The 18,589-nt window shown below is 62.1% G+C and carries 19 protein-coding genes and 5 tRNA genes; 8 read left to right on the top strand and 16 right to left on the bottom strand.

Annotated features, from left to right (window positions below; genetic code table 11):
* Positions 1–67 precede the first annotated feature (67 nt).
* Both murA and ramA read right to left on the bottom strand, forming a co-directional pair.
* Positions 68–1,324 (bottom strand): UDP-N-acetylglucosamine 1-carboxyvinyltransferase, encoded by a 1,257-nt coding sequence (murA, locus tag HMPREF2785_RS02135; RefSeq protein WP_070482168.1) that lies wholly within the window; start codon positions 1,322–1,324, stop codon positions 68–70.
* 47 nt (positions 1,325–1,371) lie between these two features.
* Complete coding sequence (ramA, locus tag HMPREF2785_RS02140; RefSeq protein ID WP_070482170.1) at positions 1,372–2,217, bottom strand: acetate metabolism transcriptional regulator RamA; 846 nt, start codon at positions 2,215–2,217, stop codon at positions 1,372–1,374.
* Between the two features lie 280 nt (positions 2,218–2,497).
* Between ramA and cysK the strand changes: the two genes are divergently transcribed.
* Together cysK and epsC are read left to right on the top strand one after the other, a co-directional pair.
* Positions 2,498–3,433 (top strand): cysteine synthase A, encoded by a 936-nt coding sequence (gene cysK / locus HMPREF2785_RS02145; RefSeq protein WP_070482153.1) that lies wholly within the window; start codon positions 2,498–2,500, stop codon positions 3,431–3,433.
* 110 nt (positions 3,434–3,543) lie between these two features.
* Positions 3,544–4,134 carry a serine O-acetyltransferase EpsC gene (gene epsC / locus HMPREF2785_RS02150; RefSeq protein WP_070423046.1) on the top strand — a complete coding sequence of 197 codons (591 nt, stop codon included), beginning with the start codon at positions 3,544–3,546 and terminating at the stop codon, positions 4,132–4,134.
* Here epsC and HMPREF2785_RS02155 read toward each other — a convergent pair.
* From HMPREF2785_RS02155 to HMPREF2785_RS02190, 8 genes are all read right to left on the bottom strand, one after another.
* Positions 4,131–4,430 (bottom strand): GNAT family N-acetyltransferase, encoded by a 300-nt coding sequence (locus tag HMPREF2785_RS02155; RefSeq protein WP_070423045.1) that lies wholly within the window; start codon positions 4,428–4,430, stop codon positions 4,131–4,133. The genes epsC and HMPREF2785_RS02155 overlap by 4 nt on opposite strands.
* Before the next feature lie 60 nt (positions 4,431–4,490).
* Positions 4,491–4,563: transfer RNA gene (locus tag HMPREF2785_RS02160), tRNA-Phe, on the bottom strand.
* 17 nt (positions 4,564–4,580) lie between these two features.
* Positions 4,581–4,654 (bottom strand) — tRNA-Asp (locus HMPREF2785_RS02165).
* 190 nt (positions 4,655–4,844) lie between these two features.
* Positions 4,845–4,921, bottom strand: a tRNA-Asp gene (locus HMPREF2785_RS02170).
* A gap of 1 nt (position 4,922) precedes the next feature.
* Positions 4,923–4,995: transfer RNA gene (locus HMPREF2785_RS02175), tRNA-Glu, on the bottom strand.
* 58 nt (positions 4,996–5,053) lie between these two features.
* Complete coding sequence (gene zupT / locus HMPREF2785_RS02180) at positions 5,054–5,860, bottom strand: zinc transporter ZupT (protein ID WP_070423044.1); 807 nt, start codon at positions 5,858–5,860, stop codon at positions 5,054–5,056.
* A gap of 107 nt (positions 5,861–5,967) precedes the next feature.
* Positions 5,968–6,040, bottom strand: a tRNA-Lys gene (locus HMPREF2785_RS02185).
* A 70-nt stretch (positions 6,041–6,110) separates the two neighbouring features.
* The gene (locus tag HMPREF2785_RS02190) at positions 6,111–7,619 is read right to left on the bottom strand and encodes an acetyl-CoA hydrolase/transferase family protein (protein WP_070423043.1); all 1,509 of its coding nucleotides are present in this window, start codon (positions 7,617–7,619) and stop codon (positions 6,111–6,113) included.
* 190 nt (positions 7,620–7,809) lie between these two features.
* Between HMPREF2785_RS02190 and dusB the strand changes: the two genes are divergently transcribed.
* Together dusB and HMPREF2785_RS02200 are read left to right on the top strand one after the other, a co-directional pair.
* Positions 7,810–8,970, top strand: coding sequence for a tRNA dihydrouridine synthase DusB (gene dusB / locus HMPREF2785_RS02195; RefSeq protein WP_070614149.1), 1,161 nt, complete (start codon positions 7,810–7,812; stop codon positions 8,968–8,970).
* 27 nt (positions 8,971–8,997) lie between these two features.
* Positions 8,998–9,723 carry a phosphate signaling complex PhoU family protein gene (locus HMPREF2785_RS02200; RefSeq protein ID WP_070614156.1) on the top strand — a complete coding sequence of 242 codons (726 nt, stop codon included), beginning with the start codon at positions 8,998–9,000 and terminating at the stop codon, positions 9,721–9,723.
* On the opposite strand, the gene pstB is transcribed toward HMPREF2785_RS02200, so the two are convergent.
* From pstB to mshD, 5 genes are all read right to left on the bottom strand, one after another.
* Complete coding sequence (pstB, locus tag HMPREF2785_RS02205; RefSeq protein ID WP_070423041.1) at positions 9,720–10,496, bottom strand: phosphate ABC transporter ATP-binding protein PstB; 777 nt, start codon at positions 10,494–10,496, stop codon at positions 9,720–9,722. The two genes, HMPREF2785_RS02200 and pstB, sit on opposite strands and share 4 nt — an antisense overlap.
* Before the next feature lie 36 nt (positions 10,497–10,532).
* Positions 10,533–11,453 (bottom strand): phosphate ABC transporter permease PstA, encoded by a 921-nt coding sequence (pstA, locus tag HMPREF2785_RS02210; RefSeq protein ID WP_070614150.1) that lies wholly within the window; start codon positions 11,451–11,453, stop codon positions 10,533–10,535.
* A 15-nt stretch (positions 11,454–11,468) separates the two neighbouring features.
* The gene (pstC, locus tag HMPREF2785_RS02215) at positions 11,469–12,452 is read right to left on the bottom strand and encodes a phosphate ABC transporter permease subunit PstC (RefSeq protein ID WP_083308823.1); all 984 of its coding nucleotides are present in this window, start codon (positions 12,450–12,452) and stop codon (positions 11,469–11,471) included.
* Between the two features lie 100 nt (positions 12,453–12,552).
* Complete coding sequence (pstS, locus tag HMPREF2785_RS02220; protein ID WP_070450740.1) at positions 12,553–13,671, bottom strand: phosphate ABC transporter substrate-binding protein PstS; 1,119 nt, start codon at positions 13,669–13,671, stop codon at positions 12,553–12,555.
* Positions 13,672–13,831: 160 nt separating this feature from the next.
* Positions 13,832–14,713 (bottom strand): mycothiol synthase, encoded by an 882-nt coding sequence (mshD, locus tag HMPREF2785_RS02225; RefSeq protein ID WP_070614152.1) that lies wholly within the window; start codon positions 14,711–14,713, stop codon positions 13,832–13,834.
* Positions 14,714–14,744: 31 nt separating this feature from the next.
* Between mshD and HMPREF2785_RS02230 the strand changes: the two genes are divergently transcribed.
* Both HMPREF2785_RS02230 and HMPREF2785_RS02235 read left to right on the top strand, forming a co-directional pair.
* Entirely contained in the window at positions 14,745–15,470 is a 726-nt protein-coding gene (locus HMPREF2785_RS02230) for an LmeA family phospholipid-binding protein (protein ID WP_070614153.1), read from the top strand.
* On the top strand, positions 15,463–16,128 hold the full coding sequence (locus tag HMPREF2785_RS02235) for a heme-binding beta-barrel domain-containing protein (RefSeq protein WP_070423035.1): 666 nt from the start codon (positions 15,463–15,465) through the stop codon (positions 16,126–16,128). Before HMPREF2785_RS02230 ends, HMPREF2785_RS02235 begins: the two co-directional genes overlap by 8 nt.
* Positions 16,129–16,134: 6 nt before the next feature.
* Here HMPREF2785_RS02235 and HMPREF2785_RS02240 read toward each other — a convergent pair whose 3' ends face one another.
* On the bottom strand, positions 16,135–17,031 hold the full coding sequence (locus HMPREF2785_RS02240) for an aminodeoxychorismate lyase (protein WP_070614154.1): 897 nt from the start codon (positions 17,029–17,031) through the stop codon (positions 16,135–16,137).
* Positions 17,032–17,054: 23 nt separating this feature from the next.
* On the opposite strand from HMPREF2785_RS02240, the gene HMPREF2785_RS02245 reads away from it, so the two are divergent.
* Positions 17,055–18,113 carry a CAF17-like 4Fe-4S cluster assembly/insertion protein YgfZ gene (locus HMPREF2785_RS02245; RefSeq protein WP_070614155.1) on the top strand — a complete coding sequence of 353 codons (1,059 nt, stop codon included), beginning with the start codon at positions 17,055–17,057 and terminating at the stop codon, positions 18,111–18,113.
* 129 nt (positions 18,114–18,242) lie between these two features.
* Positions 18,243–18,440: a DUF3073 domain-containing protein gene (locus HMPREF2785_RS02250; protein WP_070423032.1), complete on the top strand. Its 198-nt coding sequence runs from the start codon at positions 18,243–18,245 to the stop codon at positions 18,438–18,440.
* Positions 18,441–18,589 lie beyond the last annotated feature (149 nt).

Raw genomic sequence — 18,589 nt, forward strand, 5'->3', positions numbered from 1 at the left:
CTGACTGGGATTAAGTTACACACACCCAAACATAAACACAAACCCGCAGGTTACTGCGGGTAAATGCCTAGTCGTTAACACGTTCTACATGACCCCCAAGCCTGTTGAGGTTCTCAACAAACTCCGGGTAGCCGCGGTCGATGTGGTGCACATCGTGAACTGTGGTGACGCCGTCTGCCACAAGACCAGCCAAAACTAGACCGGCACCTGCACGGATGTCCGAAGACCACACGTCGGTTGATGACAGGCTTTCCACGCCTCGGATCATTACGTGATGGCCGTCGACGTTGGCGTCGGCACCAAGGCGCATCATTTCGTCGACAAAGCGGAAGCGTGCTTCGAAGACATTCTCAGTAATGACGGAAACGCCGTCTGCCACTGCAGACAGGGCGATCGCCATCGGCTGGAGGTCAGTTGGGAAGCCCGGGAACGGCAGCGTCTGATAGTCGACGGCTTTCGGGCGTTGACGCATTTGCACGCGGAAGCCGTTGTCGTAGGTCTCCACCTCGGCACCCGAGAGCTTCAACTTCGCCAATGCGAGGTGCAGGTGACCAGGCGCGACGCCGGTAACGGTGACATCACCCTGCGTCATGGCCGCGGCATATGCCCACGTGCCAGCGACGATGCGATCGCCGATCACCGTCCGTTCAGTGGGGTGTAGTTTCTCCACACCGTCGACGGTGATACAGGATGTGCCGGCGCCAGTGATATTCGCGCCCATTGCGTTGAGCATGTCGCAAAGATCGACGATCTCGGGTTCACGGGCGGCGTTATCCAGGGTCGTACGACCTTCCGCAAGCACTGCTGCCGTGACAATGTTTTCGGTAGCGCCGACCGACGGGAAGTCGAGCTCGATTGCGGCGCCGCGGAGCTTCTCAGCACGTGCAACAACCGCGCCGTGTTCGATATGGGTCGTCGCACCGAGCTTTTCCAACCCTGATTGATGCATGTCCAGAGGGCGCGAACCGATGGCGTCGCCCCCTGGGAGCGCAACGTACGCCTCAGTACACCTTGCGACGAGAGGCCCCAGCACCGCCACAGAAGCGCGGAACTGTCGGACCGCGTCAAAGTCGGCATGTGGGGACAGTTCAGCGGGTGTTGTGATGCGTACGACATCGCCTTCAATCTCCACTTCACAACCAAGGCCGACGAGGACGTCGCCCATGAGCGGGACGTCGAGAATCTCAGGGCAGTTGCGAAGTGTCGTCGTGCCCTCGGTCAGCAGCGCTGCTGCCATAAGTTTGAGGACACTGTTTTTCGCACCCCCGACGTGCACTAGGCCTTCGAGTCGCGTTCCACCTGTGACCAAAAAACGTTCTTTCACGCCCACAACAGTACCGAACTCTGCGGGGCGCTCCAGAACGTCAAGGGTTAGGGAAGCGCGCCAATACGGCGTGCCGCGTTCACCGCTTCATAGCGGGTGTGAGCACCAAGCTTGCGCATCACGCTTCGCAGGTAGGACTTCACCGTCTCAGCACCGATCCCCATCTCCTCGGCCGCTTCAACGTTGGTGTGACCCAGCGCCACACAGGACAGCACGTCAAGCTCGCGGGCGGAGAGCTTCGTGGTCTGCTTCACGCGCACTGGGGAAACCAGCTGCTCGCAAAGCTGCTCAAGTTCCTTGCGCAGGTCTTCGTCGTCGACACGGTTGGTCAACATGCGCAGCTTCGAGTGGGTGGAGCGCACCTGCTCCCATTCGGCACCGCTCATCTGACGGCCGCCCTTGGCGCCTGCACGGTCGCCAGCCCCGTCGCCTGAGCGCAGGGCTGCATTGACTGCCAGTTCTTGCTCGAGGCAACGCGCAGTCATCGTGACTTCCTCAATGACCTTTTCGCCGAGGCGAACCGGCGAGTGAACACCGACGTAGAGGACGCCACGTACCTCACGGTTAACAATGACGGGCACAGCCACGATCGAGTGCAGTCCTTCGTCCTGGATCTGCTTGTCGTACTCGTGGGAAATCGTGTTTGCACGTGTGTAGTCGGAAACACCCGCGGCACGGCGAGTGTTGACTACACGTCCGCCGACGCCCGTCCCGGCGTCGAGCGTGAGGTTCTGCAGCGCAGGGGTTCGCAGTCCGATCCACTGGGTGATCTGCAGTCGGTTGTCCGCGATGAGTGTTCCGTACATGGCGACGGGGATGCCCGTCGTGGTCTTCAACGCGGTGAGTGCCGCACGGATCGCATCGTCGTCGTCTTTGATGCGCTGCGCGTCCATCGTCATACCTGTTTGCCTTCCACGAACCGGGGTCACCCGTTTGGGCTCACCCGGAGTTGAACTTGGCCGAAAATCTTCACCATCATAACGCGCGAACGGGGGTAGCAAAATTTAGCCCCGCCGATATGGAGCCACAGGAAAGTCGAGCCCAATCGGGCAAGTCGCAATTTCAAACCCTCCCCCGTACCTATCGGTTCAGTAGATCTATACCGTCCTGTCTAGCGTGGCGTGTATGCTGTCTGGCAGCAACTCCAACAATCAACGTGTTTAAAGGAGCATCATGGCGAAGATTGCAAAGAACGTCCTCGACCTCATCGGCGGCACCCCGCTCGTGGAGCTGCAGGGCATCACCGAGAACTCGAAGGCTCGAGTTCTTGCGAAGCTCGAGTTTTACAACCCTGCGAACTCGGTCAAGGACCGCATCGGCAAGGCAATCGTCGAGGCTGCCGAGGCCTCCGGCGAGCTCAAGCCTGGCGGCACCATCGTCGAGGCAACCTCCGGCAACACCGGTATCGCACTCGCTCTCGCGGGTGCAGCGAAGGGCTACAAGGTCATCCTGACCATGCCGGAGACGATGTCCACCGAGCGTCGCGTGCTGCTGCGCGCGTACGGCGCGGAGATCGTGCTTACCCCGGGTGCCGCTGGCATGAAGGGTGCTGTGGAGAAGGCGAACGAGCTCGTCGAGAAGAACGAGGGCGCTATCCTGGCCCGTCAGTTTGAGAACGAAGCAAACCCGAAGATCCACTACGCCACCACCGGCCCGGAGATCTGGAACGACACTGACGGCGAGGTTGACTTCATCGTCGCTGGCGTTGGTACCGGTGGCACGATTTCGGGCGCTGGCAAGTACCTCAAGGAGCAGAAGGCTGATGTGAAGGCCGTCGCGGTTGAGCCGGCTGCTTCCCCGCTGCTGTCCAAGGGCGAGGCTGGCCCGCACAAGATCCAGGGCCTCGGCGCAAACTTTGTACCGGGCACGCTGGACCGCACGGTTGTCGACGAGATCATCGCTGTCAGCAACGAGGATGCCGTGTCTACTTCTCGCGAACTGGCTGTCAAGGATGCGATCCTCGGCGGCATCTCTGCCGGCGCGAACGTGAAGGCCGCTCTCGAGCTGGCTGCTCGTGAAGAGAACGCGGGCAAGACCATCGTTGTGATCATCCCGGACTTCGGCGAGCGCTATGTCTCCACGATCCTTTACGAGGACATTCGCGACTAATCTGCTTATCGACGACTCCCCTCCCCGCCACCACACCATCGCTGGCAGGGAGGGGAATTTTTATTGTCGGCCCAAATGAACAGGTTGGTACACTGCACGCCATGCTTTCTATGGCCAAATCTGTGGTGTCGACCATCCGCGAAGATCTAGCCAACGCCCGCGATCATGATCCTGCGGCGCGAGGCGATGTTGAGAACGCTGTTGTCTATTCCGGGTTGCATGCCATTTGGATGCACCGTGTCTGCCACGTCATGTGGAAGCGCGGCTGGAAGGGCGCGGCACGTATTTTGGCGCAGGCCAATCGTTTCCTTACCGGTATTGAGATTCACCCGGGCGCGACGATTGGGCGCAAGTTTTTCATCGATCACGGTATGGGGATCGTGATTGGGGAGACCGCGGAGATCGGTGACAACGTCATGCTCTACCACGGCGTGACGTTGGGTGGTCAGGTGCTTACGCAAACGAAGCGTCACCCGACGGTGTGCGACAACGTCACTATTGGCGCTGGCGCGAAGGTGCTCGGCCCCGTGGTTATCGGTGAGGGTTCCGCTGTCGGCGCGAATGCGGTTGTGACGAAGGATGTGCCGCCCCATTCGATTGCCGTGGGGATTCCGGCGAAGATTCGCCCCCGGAAGACGGATGAGCGGGCGCGTTTGGTGGACCCGGACTGCTACGTCAACAAGGGCGACTACATCATTTAGTCTTCGGCCGCGACGAGGTCGGCGTATTCGGGGTTGCTTTCGATGTAGCGCTCAACCGCCGGGCAGGTGGGGGTAACCAGCATGCCGTCGGCGCGGGCGTCGTCGAGCGCGTATTTCATCAGAGGCTTGGACAGGCCTTGTCCGCGGAACTTCGGATCCACCACGGTGTGTGGCAGGTCCCGGACACCGTCTTGGTCAGTGTAGGTGGCGTAGCCCGCGACCTCGTCGCCGACGAGGATTTCGTACTGGCCTTCTGCCTCGTTCTTGCGCACAGTGCTTTCAGGTGTTGCAGACATGGGCCCGACTATAGCGCGAAACGCCCCTTCCGCATTATTGCGAAAGAGGCGTTTCTGATGTGGCCAGAGCCAGGATCGAACTGGCGACCCCACACTTTTCAGGCGTGTGCTCTACCAACTGAGCTATCTGGCCAGAACCGAATGGTTCTGCGACCCTGACGGGACTTGAACCCGCGACCTCCGCCGTGACAGGGCGGCGCGCTAACCAACTGCGCCACAGGGCCAATATGTTGTTATTTCGCACTCACTTCAGTGTGTTCACACTGTCGCTTGCACGAGTTGATACATTACACAGACCTCACCATGGCAGACAAATCGCCTGCTCAATCACTATTTCAGGGCGTTGCTTTGCGACGATTGCGTGCACGGCATCGTCGCAAAGCAAAACGCCCCGAGGAAAACCTCGGGGCGTTATGGCGACCCTGACGGGACTTGAACCCGCGACCTCCGCCGTGACAGGGCGGCGCGCTAACCAACTGCGCCACAGGGCCGTACCCCCAACGGGATTCGAACCCGTGTTGCCGCCGTGAAAGGGCGGAGTCCTAGGCCTCTAGACGATGGGGGCGCTGAAAAGACAGCCCGCTCATCATAAGCTAGGTACGCCATTTCCTCCAAATAGCCTGCTAGCCCGGCAAAATGAGCAGACTGAATGCCATCACAATCATGCCGACAATCATCCCGTAAATCGCGGTGTGGTGTTTGCCGGTTTGGATTGCTGTGGGCAGCAGTTTGTCCAGGCTGACGAAGACCATGATGCCGGCGATTGCAGCGAAAGTGATACCGAGCGACTGTGGCCCCAGGAACGGCTGGAGAAGCAAATACCCCACGATGGCACCCAACGGCTCCGCTAGGCCCGACAGCGTGGCCCACCAGGCGGCTTTGCGGCGGGATCCGGTGGCCTCCCGCATAGGGACCGCGACCGCGATGCCTTCCGGGATGTTGTGGATCGCAATCGCCACCGCGAGAGGGATAGCAAGGGCCGGATCCGCGAGCGCTACGGCAAACGTGGCAAACCCTTCCGGGAAGTTGTGGATGGCGATGGCAACGGCACTGAGGACGCCCACGTTGCGTAACTGTGCTTTACTGACCCCACTTTCCGAGGGTTCTTCGTGGGGGTTGATCTCTTCGGGCACGAGGCGGTCGATAAGCGCGATCAGCCCGATTCCCGCGAAGAAGGCGACGGTGCCCCAGAGTTCCGCACGGGGGCTGCCTGCTTCAGCGAGCCCCTCGATTCCTTGAGGCAGCAGCTCGACAAACGAGATGTAGACCATCACACCGGCCGAGAACCCAAGCGCCCCAGCGAGAAAACCCGCGCCTGGAGCACGTTTCAGGGCGACGATCAGCCCGCCGAAGCCAGTGGATAGCCCGGCCAACAACGAGATCCCCAAGGCGATGCCGACGGCCGTGGGCGTGGCGGTACTGATATCCATACGCGCAGGTTAGCTGGTTCCACCTTGTGGCACTCGCAAACCCATCAACCCGGCACAGAAGGGGGCCCAAGAACGCGAAAAGCCCCGGCGTTAGCCGGGGCTCACGGTGGGCCCTGTGGGGATCGAACCCACGACCTGCGGATTAAAAGTCCGTAGCTCTACCAACTGAGCTAAAGGCCCGCGGGGGCTAAGTGTAGCCCCCATGTGCGCGCGTGCGGTAATCGCCCTGCACGCGCGCCGGAAGGAGGTTTTAGTTCTCCTTCAGCATGGTGCCAGTCTCCTGGATGCGGGTGTGGAAGTCGAAGGCGTGGCGCAGGTCGTGCGGGGTTGCCTGGTACTTGCACTTCGCGGCGAGCTCGACGTACTCCTCCAGCAGCGGACGGTACTGCGGGTGGGCGATGGAGATCATCTTTGCCACACGATCACGCGGGGCGAGGCCACGCAGGTCGGCGACACCGTACTCGGTGATGAAGACCATGGCGTCGTGCTCGGTGTGGTCGACGTGGGAAACCATCGGCACGATTGCGGAGATGGCGCCATCCTTGGCCACGGACGGGGAGATGAACGAGGAAATGTAGGCGTTGCGGGTGAAGTCGCCAGAGCCGCCCAGGGCGTTCATCAGGCGGGAGCCGTTGATGTGGGTGGAGTTGGCGTTGCCGTAGATGTCCGCCTCGATCATGCCGTTGGAGGCGATCAGGCCGGTGCGGCGGATGACCTCCGGGTGGTTGGAGATGGACTGCGGGCGCAGGATGATGGACTCGCGGTAGCGGGATGCCTCGTTGTTCATCTTCTCTGCGTACTCGGGCGACAGGGAGAAGGAGGTTGCGGAGGCGACGGTCATCTTGCCGGCGTCAATCAGGTCGACCATGCCGTCCTGGATGACCTCGGTGTAGGCCTGGATGTTCTCAAACTTGGAGTCCATCAGGCCTGCCATCACGGCGTTCGGGACGTTGCCCACGCCGGACTGCATAACGTAGCCGTCGTAGGTGAGGCGGCCGGCCTTGACTTCGTTCTCCAGGAAGTCGAGGAAGTTGCCTGCGATCTGCTCGGAGACCTCGTCCGGTGCCTTGAACGGTGCATTGCGGTCAGCGTCGTTGGTCTCGATGACTGCGACGACCTTCTCCGGGTCGATCTCGATGTAGGTCTTGCCGATGCGGTCGCCGGCCTTGGTGATCGGGATCGGGATACGGTTCGGCAGCGGCGGCACGAGCCAGATGTCGTGCATGCCCTCGAGCTCCTCGGACTGCCAGGAGTTGACCTCGATGATGATCTTCTTGGCTGCGTTGAGGAACTCCACGGAGTTACCAACAGAGGAAGACGGGACGATGTTGCCCTCTTCGGTGATGCGCACTGCCTCGACGATGGCGAGGTCAACGTCACCGAAGAAGCCCTGCTCGACCATCATGCCGGAGTGGGACAGGTGAATGTCCTGGAACTTCATCTCGCCAGCGTTGATCTTGTTACGCATGGTCGGGTCAGACTGGTACGGCATGCGGTAACGCAGCGCGCCTGCCTCAGCGAGGACGCCGTCGCACTCCGGTGCCGTGGAGGCGCCGGTGTACAAGTCGATGGAGAAGTCCTGCCCCTTCGCATGGGCGGCCTTTGCCTTCTCTGCAATTGCGGCCGGCATGGCCTTCGGGTAGCCCGCACCGGTGAAGCCGGAAGTACCAACCTTGTCGCCGTGGTTGACAAACTGGACGGCCTCTTCGGCGGTCATGACCTTGTCACGCAACTTGGCGGAAGCAATACGATCGCTCATGTGATCTCCCTCAATCCTGTTAAATCCGTTCAGGTAACACCCCCACCATATTGTGACCCATCACTCATTGCCATGATGGTGTGTGGTCTCGTCGCAAAGCAAATGCTTATCGACACCCAAATCACCCCCGAACGGGCGTAGCAACCACGATTGGACGGGGCGACAACGGGCGTGAACAATAGGCAGAACTATGACTACCGCAGCCCCCGCCTTAACTATCGGCGGCATTGATCTGAACTCCCCCGTCATCCTCGCGCCGATGGCCGGGGTGACCAACATGCCGTTTCGTGTGCTGTGCCGGGAGATCGAGGAGGAACTCACCGGCACGTCCTCGGGGCTGTACGTCTGCGAAATGATCACGGCGCGTGCGATGGTGGCTCGCAACGAGAAGACGATGCACATGACCACCTTCGCGGATGTGGAAACGCCGCGGTCGATGCAGCTGTACACGGTGGACCCCAAGTTCACGTATGAAGCCGTGCGGATGATCGTCGAGGAAGATATCGCCGATCACGTGGATATGAACTTCGGCTGCCCAGTGCCGAAGGTCACGCGCAAGGGCGGAGGCTGTGCGATCCCATACAAGCGGCGTCTGTACGGCAACATCGTCAGCGCCGCGGCGCGCGCTGCGGAAGGCTCCGGCATTCCAATTACGGTGAAGTTCCGCATCGGCATTGACGCAGACCACCACACGCACCTGGATGCCGGACGCATTGCTGCCGAATCGGGTGCCGCCGCCGTTGCCCTGCACGCCCGCACTGGTGCGGAGCGTTACTCGGGCGCGGCGCACTGGGACGAAATCGGCCGCCTTGTGGAGCACATGGACGGTACCGGCGTGCCGGTGATCGGCAACGGCGACATCTTCGCCGCCGACGATGCGGCGAAAATGATGGAGCAAACCGGCTGCCACGGCGTGGAGGTCGGCCGCGGCTGCCTTGGGCGCCCGTGGCTGTTCGCGCAACTGGGCGCGCAGTTGCGCGGCGAGGAGATCCCGCCGGAGCCGACCCTGGGCAAGGTAGCCAGCATCATCTACCGCCACGCAGAGCTGTTGGCAGAGCACGACGGTGAGCACCACGCGTGCCGCGACATCCGCAAGCACACCGGCTGGTACATGCGAGGCTTCCCGGTAGGCGGGGAATTCCGCAAGTCGCTTGCCCAAGTGACGTCTCTTGCGGAGTTGAAGGAGCGCCTCGCCCCCATCGCGGATTCTGAAGCAATGGCCGAGCATGCGGATGACGCGCGCGGCCGCCAAGGTTCAGCCGGCAAGATCGCCTTGCCGGAGGGCTGGTTGGACGATCCAGAGGACGACACCGTCCCTGAGGGCGCAGAAATTGAGAATAACGGTGGCTAACTGCGAGCGCGTAGCATGAAACGCATGCTGAGAGCCGCCTACCGAGAGACTCTGGAGGCCTTCAACCAGGACCTCATGACCATGTGCGACACGGTGCGCACCATCATGGAGCACGCGTCGAAGGGCCTTCTTGAGCAGTCACTCGATGACGCCGAAACGGCCCTGACCCTGATCGACGAACTCAAAGAAATCGGCGAACGGTGTGAGGAGCGAAGCATGCGCTTGCTCGCGCTGCAGAACCCTGTGGCGACTGACCTGCGTCAGGTGCTGGCTGCGATCCACCTAGTGGAATATTTCGAACGCATGGGTTCGCTCGCCCGCAACATTGCAGTCCTGGTGCGCCAGCGCCACCCCGCGTCGGTGTATCCGCCGCCGCTGCACGGCTACGTCGAGGAAATGACCCGGTTGGTGGCTGCGATGGGTGCCACCACCCGAGCATTGTTGGATGATCCGGATCCGGATGTGGCAGTTGAGCTGCACACTATCGACGAGGGCGTCGACGACATGCGCGCGTTCTTAAGCACGTTGGTCTCCGACCGGGAGTGGGAATACTCCACTCGCGAGGCCGTCGACCTGTCGATGATTTCGCGCTACTACGAGCGCTACGCGGACCGCTGCGTAGATATTGCCGGCCAGATGGTGTTTCTGGTCACCGGCCTGAGGCCTGAGGCGTACTTGCGCCAGCGGGACGAACCTGATTACGAGAATCTGGAGAAGTTCGCCACCATCGAGCGCAAGTTCCGCAAGCCTTAGCCGAAGCGGCCGGAGATGTAGTCTTCGGTTTCCTTCTGCTCTGGGTTTTCGAAGATGGTGGTGGTGTCGTTGAACTCCACCAGGTGGCCCGGGCGGCCGGTGGCTTCGAGCGAGAAGAACGCGGTCTTGTCGGACACGCGGGCTGCCTGCTGCATGTTGTGGGTCACGATGACAATCGTGTACTGGTCCTTCAGCTCGTGGATGAGATCCTCCACTGCAAGGGTGGAGATGGGGTCGAGGGCCGAGCAGGGCTCGTCCATAAGCAGCACCTCAGGACGCACCGCGATCGCACGAGCGATGCACAGGCGCTGCTGCTGACCACCGGAGAGGCCGCCACCCGGCTTGTCCAAACGGTCTTTCACTTCGTCCCACAGGTTCGCGCCGCGCAGGGACTGCTCCGCGACTTCCTTGAGCTTCTTCTTGTCCTTCTCCCCTGCCAGGCGCAGGCCGGCGACGACGTTGTCTTCGATGGACATCGTCGGAAACGGGTTTGCCTTCTGGAACACCATGCCGATGGTGTTGCGCACGGCGACCGGGTCGACGTTCTTGCCGTAGATGTCGTGGCCATCGAGAAGAATCTCGCCCTTGACGGAGGCGCCGGGGATGACTTCGTGCATGCGGTTGATCGTGCGCAGCACGGTGGACTTACCGCAGCCGGACGGGCCGATGAATGCGGTGACCGACTTGGCGGGGATTTCCATGTTGACGTTCTGCACGGCGTGGAAGTCGCCGTAGTAGATGTTGACGTCGTTGAGTTCGAGCTTGGTGGACATCTGTGAGTTCTCCTGACTGGGGACGCGGGCGGGTGGTTACTTCTTGACCGAGAAGCGCTTCGCGATGAAGCGTGCGAGCAGATTCAACGTGACAACGAGGATGACAAGCGTCAGTGCTGCGCCCCAGAGTCGGTCGTTGGCTGGGCCGGTGGCGCCGGACTTCCACATGTCCAGCATGAACAGCGGCAGCGAGGACTGTGGTTTGTCAAACATGTCAAACCAGTTAATTGCCGGGGTGGAGCCGACGAGGATGAGTACCGGCGCGGATTCGCCCATCACGCGGGCGATTGCCAGCATGATGCCGGTGACAATGCCGGACAGTGCGGTCGGCAGCACGATGCGCACGATGGTCTTCCACTTCGGCACACCAAGTGCGTAGGAAGCTTCGCGCAGGTCCATCGGCACAACGCGCAGCATCTCTTCGGTGTTACGCACAACGACCGGCACCATGAGCAGGATCAGTGCGAGGGAGACAGCGAAACCGGAGCGCTGCTGGCCCAGGATGGTGATCCACAGGGCGTAGACGAACAGTGCTGCAACAATCGACGGCACACCGGAAAGGATGTCCACCATGAAGGTGGTGAGCCTGCCCAGGCGGTTTCCGTTGGAGTATTCAACCAGGTAGATCGCGGTGAATACACCGATCGGGATGGAGATCAGCGACGCGATCAGAGTTTGCATGAGCGTACCGATGATCGCGTGCAGCGCACCGCCGCCCTCCTTGGACGCGCGGACACCGACCATGTCGGAGGTCCACCACGCCGGGTCCACGATGACGTGCCAGCCACGCGAGACCACGGTAAACAGCAGCCACAACAGCGGGATAAGTGCGAGGAACATGCAGAACCACATGAGTCCACCCATGATGGAGTTTGTGGTTTTGCGGCTCGAGGCGATGTCGATGAATGGGTTTTCGGGGCGGGCTGTCTCAGCCGGTTTGGATACTGCAGTAGACATGTTTCGCTCCGCTCCTTATTTCTTGTTGACGATCGCACGCGCGATCGAGTTGACGACGAAGGTCAGCAGGAACAGCACCAGGCCTGCTGCGATGTAGGCGCCGGCGGACACCGGGTTGTTGAACTCGGCAGCGGCGTTGGCGATGGCGGTTGCGAAGGTGGTGCCGCCGTCGAAAAGCGAACCGCGGAAATCGTTCGCCGGTGCGACCGCCATGTAAAGCGCCATGGTCTCGCCCAGTGCGCGGCCGAGGCCGAGCATCGAGCCTGCGATGAAGCCGGACAGACCGAACGGGATGACGGTCATACGGATGACCTCCCAGCGCGTCGCACCCAGTGCGAGCGCAGACTCGATCTGTCCCGGAGGGGTCTGGACGAAGATCTCGCGGGCAGTTGCCGCGATGATCGGCAGGATCATGATGGCAAGCACAATTCCACCGGTCATGACGTTGCGGGCTGTGGAGAACGGCGGGGAGTTTTGGTAGGTGGCGAACAGGAAGAAATCGCCACCCCAGCCGTTGACCCACTCGTAGAACTTGCCCAACTTCGGACCAAGCACCTGAGCGCCCCACAGGCCGTAAACGATCGACGGCACGGCTGCGAGCATGTCCACCAGGGTGCCCAGCGGGCGCACGAGGCGCTGCGGGCAGTAGTTGGACAAGAACAGTGCAACACCGAGGGCGACCGGCATCGCGATGATCAGCGCGATGATGGAGATGGTCACCGTGGAGAAGAACAGGTTCGGAATACCGAACTGCATCGCGTCCAGGTCTGCGGTCTGCCACGGGCCACCGTAGGTGAAGAAGCCGAGCACGCCGCCGTCGTTACGCATCAGCGGCGGCAGCGCCTGCGCGAGCAGGAAGATACCAATGGCAGCAACGAGGACGGTGATCAGCGTTGCAGATGCTGTGGAGAAGATTTCGAAGAACCGGTCTCCGGGGCGCTTCACGCGTCCGGAGGTCCGCGCGGTGCGTTCCGCTACCGCAACGTCATTGTCAGCCATGTGCTCGGATCCTTGGGAAAGATGGAGGGAAACGGGGTGGACTACAGCAATTGACCCCCGATGTCATTGAGCTCAGTCGGGGGTCGTCGGCCGGTTGGCCTTACTGGATGGCGTTGATCGCCTCGCGCAGACGCTCAGCGTGTGCGCCGGTGACCGGGATGAAGCCCTCAGCCTCGAGCTCTGCATCCTGGTGGTCGAGGGCGATGTTGAGGAAGTCCTTGACCATCTTGGAGGTTGCCTCGTCGTAGCCCGCGGAGCAGACGATCTCGTAGGTGGTCAGCACCAGCGGGTAAGCGCCGGCGGTGTCGGTGGCGAACAGGGCGTCGGCGTCGACGACCATGTTGTGACCCTCAGTCTTAAAGGTCAGGTTGTCCAGGGTCTTCGCCACGGACTCGTTGGTCAGCTCGACCGGGCCGTTGCCGAAGTCGATGTTGGCCTTCTTGTCAGCGAAGCCAGCCTCGACGTAGGTGATAGAACCGTCGGTAGCGGAGACTTCCTGTGCCACACCGGAGGAGCCGTTGGCGCCGGTGCCCACTGCGTTCGGGAACGCCTTGCCGGAGGACTCCCACTTGCCGTCGGATGCGGCTGCGAGGAACTTCTGGAAGTTGTCGGAGGTGCCGGACTCGTCGGAGCGGTAGAAGACGTTGATCGGGGTGTCCGGCAGTTCAACGCCCGGGTTAGCCTCTGCGATCTTCGGGTCGTTCCAGGTCTTGATGACGCCCTGGAAGATCTCGACGATGTTGTCCACGGTGAGGTTGAGCTCGTCGACACCCTCGAGGTTGTAGGCGATAGCAACCGGGCCGATGACGAACGGCAGGTGCCATGCCTCGTTGCCGCCACAGCGCTGTGCAGCAGCCTCAACCTGGTCGTCCTTCAGCGGCGAGTCAGAACCTGCGAAGACAGCCTGGTTGGCGATGAAGTTCTTCTGGCCAGCGCCCGAGCCGGACGGGGTGTAGGCGATGGAAGCACCCGGGACCTCTGCGGAGTAGACGGAGGCAAAGTAGTCGATGGCGTTCTGCTGGGAGGACGCGCCCTCAGCGAGGATGTCACCCTGCTGGCCGTAGAGCTCGTAGTCGCCCTTTTCGGCCGCTGCGGTGGATTCCGCTTCGGTACCTGCTGCACCTTCGGTGTCGTTGGAGCCGCCGCAAGCGACGAGGGTGGCGGAGGAGGCTGCTACGACGCCAATGACTGCGGCGGTGCGCTTGAAGTTACGAATCACGGGGAACCTTTCAGGTATTTAACTGTTCGGTCCGGAACACCAGGCAGATGTCCGATCACTTACGACACAAAACCTAGACAGCGCCGGTTAATCCCTGGTTGCTGATTGGGTGAACTGTTGGTGAACTCGTAAAATCCTGGCTAACACCGCAGGTCAGTCGCTATTTTTTGGAGGCCGGTTTGTAGACCACGTGGCGCTCGCGAGTATCGAAGCCGAGCTGGCGGTATCGCTTTACCGCCGGCTCGTTGTCGCCTTCGACATAGAGGATGACCTGCGAGGATCCGCACTCCGCGAGGTAGTTCAGTCCGGCCTGAATCAGCGGTCCCCCCATTCCCTCCCCCCGATGCTTCGAGGAGAGGCCCACGACATAGATTTCGCCGGTGCCATCCGGGTGTCGTTTGGTCCAGTGGAAGCCCGCAATCTCATCGCCGGCGACGAGGAACCACACGCCGTCGGCGTCGAACCAGTCGGTGTCCATCGCCCGGTGCAGCTGCGCGATGTCCCAGCCGCCTTGTTCGGGGTGCCAGGAGAACGCGTCGTTGTTGACCTCGAGCCATTGCTTATCGACGACCTCACGCCCCCACCGCGACACCAACTCCGGGTACTGGACGAGCTCGTAGCCCTCGCGCACTTCCGCCTTCACGTCAGCATCCAGCGCGGTACCCATGACCAGGAGTTCTCGCACCGGTTCCATCCCGAGGTCGCGTGCCAGCGCCTGCGCTGCGGGCAGGTCGCCGTGAGCCCAGAATCCAGCGTCGGCGTTGCGCTCCAGCACTCCCTGGACCAGCGCGCGGCCGTAGCCGTGGCGGCGGCGTTCAGGATGGACGGCCAGTTCGGTGGAGCCGTCTTCAGCGATGCCGGCAACCGCAACGGTCTTATCGCCGGTTTTGGCGATGAGGTGGGTGTGGTTGAGGGTGTCGTCGAAAAGCCCGCGCTCGAACGCTTCGGAGAACGCGGCGACGCCGTCTTCGGATTGGGCGGCATCCAGAATGGGGCGGACGAGGGTTTCCGGCAGGGTGGCGCTTACGATGTCGACAGTCATGTCTTAGAGGGTACGTCGGAGGGCGGAAACGATGCGGGCACGTGTGAAAGCGGCGGTCGCCGTGGCGGCGGCGCTGGCTGTGTTGGCTGGCGCTGACACGATCGTGGCCGCAAACGTGGAACGCACCGTCGCCCAACCCGGCATCCAGGCGTCCGTGGGTGGTTTCCCGTACACGGCGTCGCTGCTCACCGGCAACGTCTCACGTGTGAGCGTGGAACACCTCGATGCCGCCGTCGATGGGCCAGGCGTAGCGACGACCGGCGTAGACGTGTTCGACCTCGCCCTCGACAACCCACGCGACGCGCTTTCGGGCGAGTTCGAATCGGGCACCGCACGCCTTGTGCGCCGCCGGGTGCGCCTCGACGGCGTCGGGTTCGGAACCCTCCTCGGCATCACGGACCTGGACATCGCGAACCCATACGACATCTCCCCCGCAGGCGGGGCCGCAAGCGAGGCCCGGCTCACCGGCACGGTTCCCGGTACAGAAGACCCGGTGACGGTTGTGGTTACGCTGCGCCTGATCGACGGCATCTTCCAGATGCGCCCCAGCAAACTTATCGACGACACCTCCCCCGAAACCCAGGCCGCGTTCACTCTCGACCTAGACACCCGCACCCTGCCGTTGGACGGGCCAGCGGACCGAGTGCAGTTGCGCGGCGGTTCGATTGAGTTCTCGCGCGACCGCATCAACACCGCATTTGACCCGGCGGACCTCAACCCCATGGGACAAGCAGCTACCCTTGGACACCATGAGTGAAGAAAAGAACGTAGAAAACACCGCGAACACGCCGAAACCGGCCACCTTAAGCGGCAACGACGCCGTCAACCTTGCGTCCGAGCAGTCCAAGTCGACCGCGCACCGCAATATCCCGACGTTCGACTTTGAAGATTTCCCGCTCGAGGACGACACCGCAAACCTGCGCTTCGGCCCGAGCCTGCACGACGGCCTGCTCGCACTCCTGCCGCTGGTTGGCGTGTGGACCGGCTCCGGCCAGGCCAACGACAACGGCGATGAGTACGCCTTCGGCCAGCGCCTTGTTGTCTCCCACGACGGTGAGAATTACCTCCGCTTCGAGTCGCGCATGTGGCGTCTCGACGAGGACGGCAACGCCACCGGCGCCGACCAGCGCGAGGTCGGCTTCTGGCGCATCTCCCTCAAGGACGAAATCGAGGTGACCCTGACCAACTCCCGCGGTTTGGTTGAGATCATGTACGGCGCGCCTGTCAACGAGCGTGCATGGCAGCTCACCAGCGCCTCCACCATCGCAACGGAGACCGGCCCGGAGTCCCACGGTCCGGGCAAGCGCCTCTACGGCCTGATGCCGAACAACAACCTCGGCTGGGTTGACGAGCGCGCCGTCAACGGCGAGATGGTGCCGTACATGTCCGCAGAGTTGAAGCGCATCGCGGGCTAGCGCCGGTTAGCTCAGCGCCGCGGAAATCAGCTCCTTGATCTCGGCTTCATTGTCGGGAGCGGGGAGCTTTTTGCCGTCCAGGCGCTTTACCCGGGTGGCGATGCGCGTGGAGCTCACCAGCCACACCGACTCCGCCTTGAACAGTTCGTTGAGGTAGATGTCCTTCGCCTTACACTTCCACCCCTGCTCGGCGGCGTATTCAAACAGGGCGGCTTGGGTGGTGCCGGCCAGCACGCCCGGCCCCGGTGCCGGTGTGCGCAACCGGCCACCCTTCTTCACCATAACCACCGACGAGGTCACCCCCTCGAGCACGCGGCCGGTGTCGGGATCGATGTAGATGACATCGTCCGCGCCTCCGGCTTTCGCCCAACGCAGCGCCGCCATCGACGCCGCATAGTTGAGCGTTTTCGCACCTTCGCGCATCCACGGCGCATCGCCCGTGACGGTGTAGCCGCGCGGGGTAGTGAGTACGGACACGCCGCGTTCGCGTTGTGCCAGGGTGTCGTCGTCAAGCGGGCGTATGGTCAGCCAAGCAGTTGCAACGCCGGTGGTTTCACGGCCGCGTGAGAGCGTCCATACGCACTTCGCTTCCACGCCTTCGGTGCCGCCGCGCTCACGGCAATAATCGGCGACCGCCTCCTCGGTGGCGCGCTCCCAGTGGGCAGCTCCCGTCTCCGGCAGATCCATCAGTTCCGCCGACCGGGCGAAGCGCTCGAGATGCTTCTCCAGGTTGAGCGGTTTGCCATCTCGAATGAGGATGCTTTCAAAGATCCCATCGCCGCGCGTGACCACCGCATCGTCCCAGAACACGTGGGGCATGTTGGTGTTTTGGCGGCGTACGGACCCGCCGTACGGTTCGACGAGGTAGATCACGGGCGCAGGCGCGAGCGGTGCAATAGACATAATGCCCCCTATGATAGGCGCCCATGGGTTACGCATCGGTTCTTTTGGCCAAGCCGGGTGCTGCGGAGCTTCCGGGCGATTCGCTTCTCGACGCCACCGGCGTCGCCTGGCACTACGGCGATCCGCTGGGGGAACAACGCAAGGCCACCAGAGATACCGTCGCCGTCGACCGCTCCAACCGCGCCGTCATTGCGGTGTCCGGCCCTGATGCGCCGGGGTTCCTCAACAACCTGCTATCGCAAAAGCTTGACGACGCCACCTCCGGATTCACCGCCTCCGCCCTCGACCTCAACGCACAGGGGCGCATCCTGCACCACGCCGATATCGCCGTAGCCGATGACGTGTTTTACCTGGACACCCCCTCCTACCAGGCAGAAAGCCTGCTGACCTATCTGCAGCGCATGGTGTTCTGGTCCGAGGTGACCGTGGAGCAAACCGATCTTGCTGTGGTCACGCTGCTTGGCCCTGCTGCTGCCCAGGTTGAGGGCGCCGTGTTCACCCGCGTGATTGATGGCTGGGGTGGGGTATGCCGCACTGACGTCGCTATCCCCCGCGAGCAACTCAACGCGATCGCCGAACAGTTTCCACTGGCCGGTCTGATGGCGTTTACCGCCCTGCGCGTCGCCGCCGGCGAGCCAGAGCAGCGCGCCGACCTCGACGAGCGCTCCATCCCCCACGAAGCCCCCTACCTCATCAATCGTGGCAACCACATCGGCGCCGTCCACCTGGAAAAGGGGTGTTACCGCGGGCAGGAAACCGTTGCTCGCGTGGAAAACCTCGGCCGATCCCCGCGCCTGCTGGTCAAACTCCAGCTCGATGGCTCCGCCCCTGAAGAACCAGTGCCCGGTGCGGAGATCACCGCCGGCGGACGAAACGTCGGCCGACTCGGCACCGTCGTACACGATGCCGACGAAGGCCCGGTGGCTCTCGCCCTAGTGAAGCGTTCCGCGTTGGAGGTTCCCCTGGAAATCCAGGGCGCTGCAGCCTCCGTCGACCCCTCCTCGTTGCCACAAGATGAGGGTGAACGTGCGGGCCGCAAAGCTGTTGATCAGCTTCGTCGTGGCGGCATGACGCCAAAATAACCGCAGGTGGGACACCTAAGGGGCATTTTTAAGATACTCAAGCTATAGTGTCCTACAGGAAAATAACGAAGAATCATAAGAGGCCGCCCACACATGGGCCGCCCAGAACCACCTCAAGGGGGTCACGCCATGGGCCGCGGACGCGCAAAAGCCAAGCAGACCAAGGTTGCTCGCCAGCTGAAGTACAACACTCCTGAAATGGATCTCGCCTCGCTCCAACGCGAGCTTGCAGGGAAGACCCCGGGCCGCAGGTGGGATGACGACGACTCCGAGGTGGACGACCAGTACGCCGACTACGCCAACTGGGATGAGGACGACGACCGCTAGTCCACCCTTCACGTAAAAGTGCACCCCGCTCGCTCGGGGTGCTTTTGCGTTGCCTGGGGCCTTCTGCGCTTCTGCTCGACGGTCCTGGCCTGCTGTTTTCCCTGGTCGTCTAGCTCGGTGTTTGTGCAACCAGACGATGAGCTCCGTAT

This window comes from Corynebacterium sp. HMSC067D03 (assembly GCF_001811185.1).
In the GTDB taxonomy this organism is placed as follows: domain Bacteria; phylum Actinomycetota; class Actinomycetes; order Mycobacteriales; family Mycobacteriaceae; genus Corynebacterium; species Corynebacterium coyleae.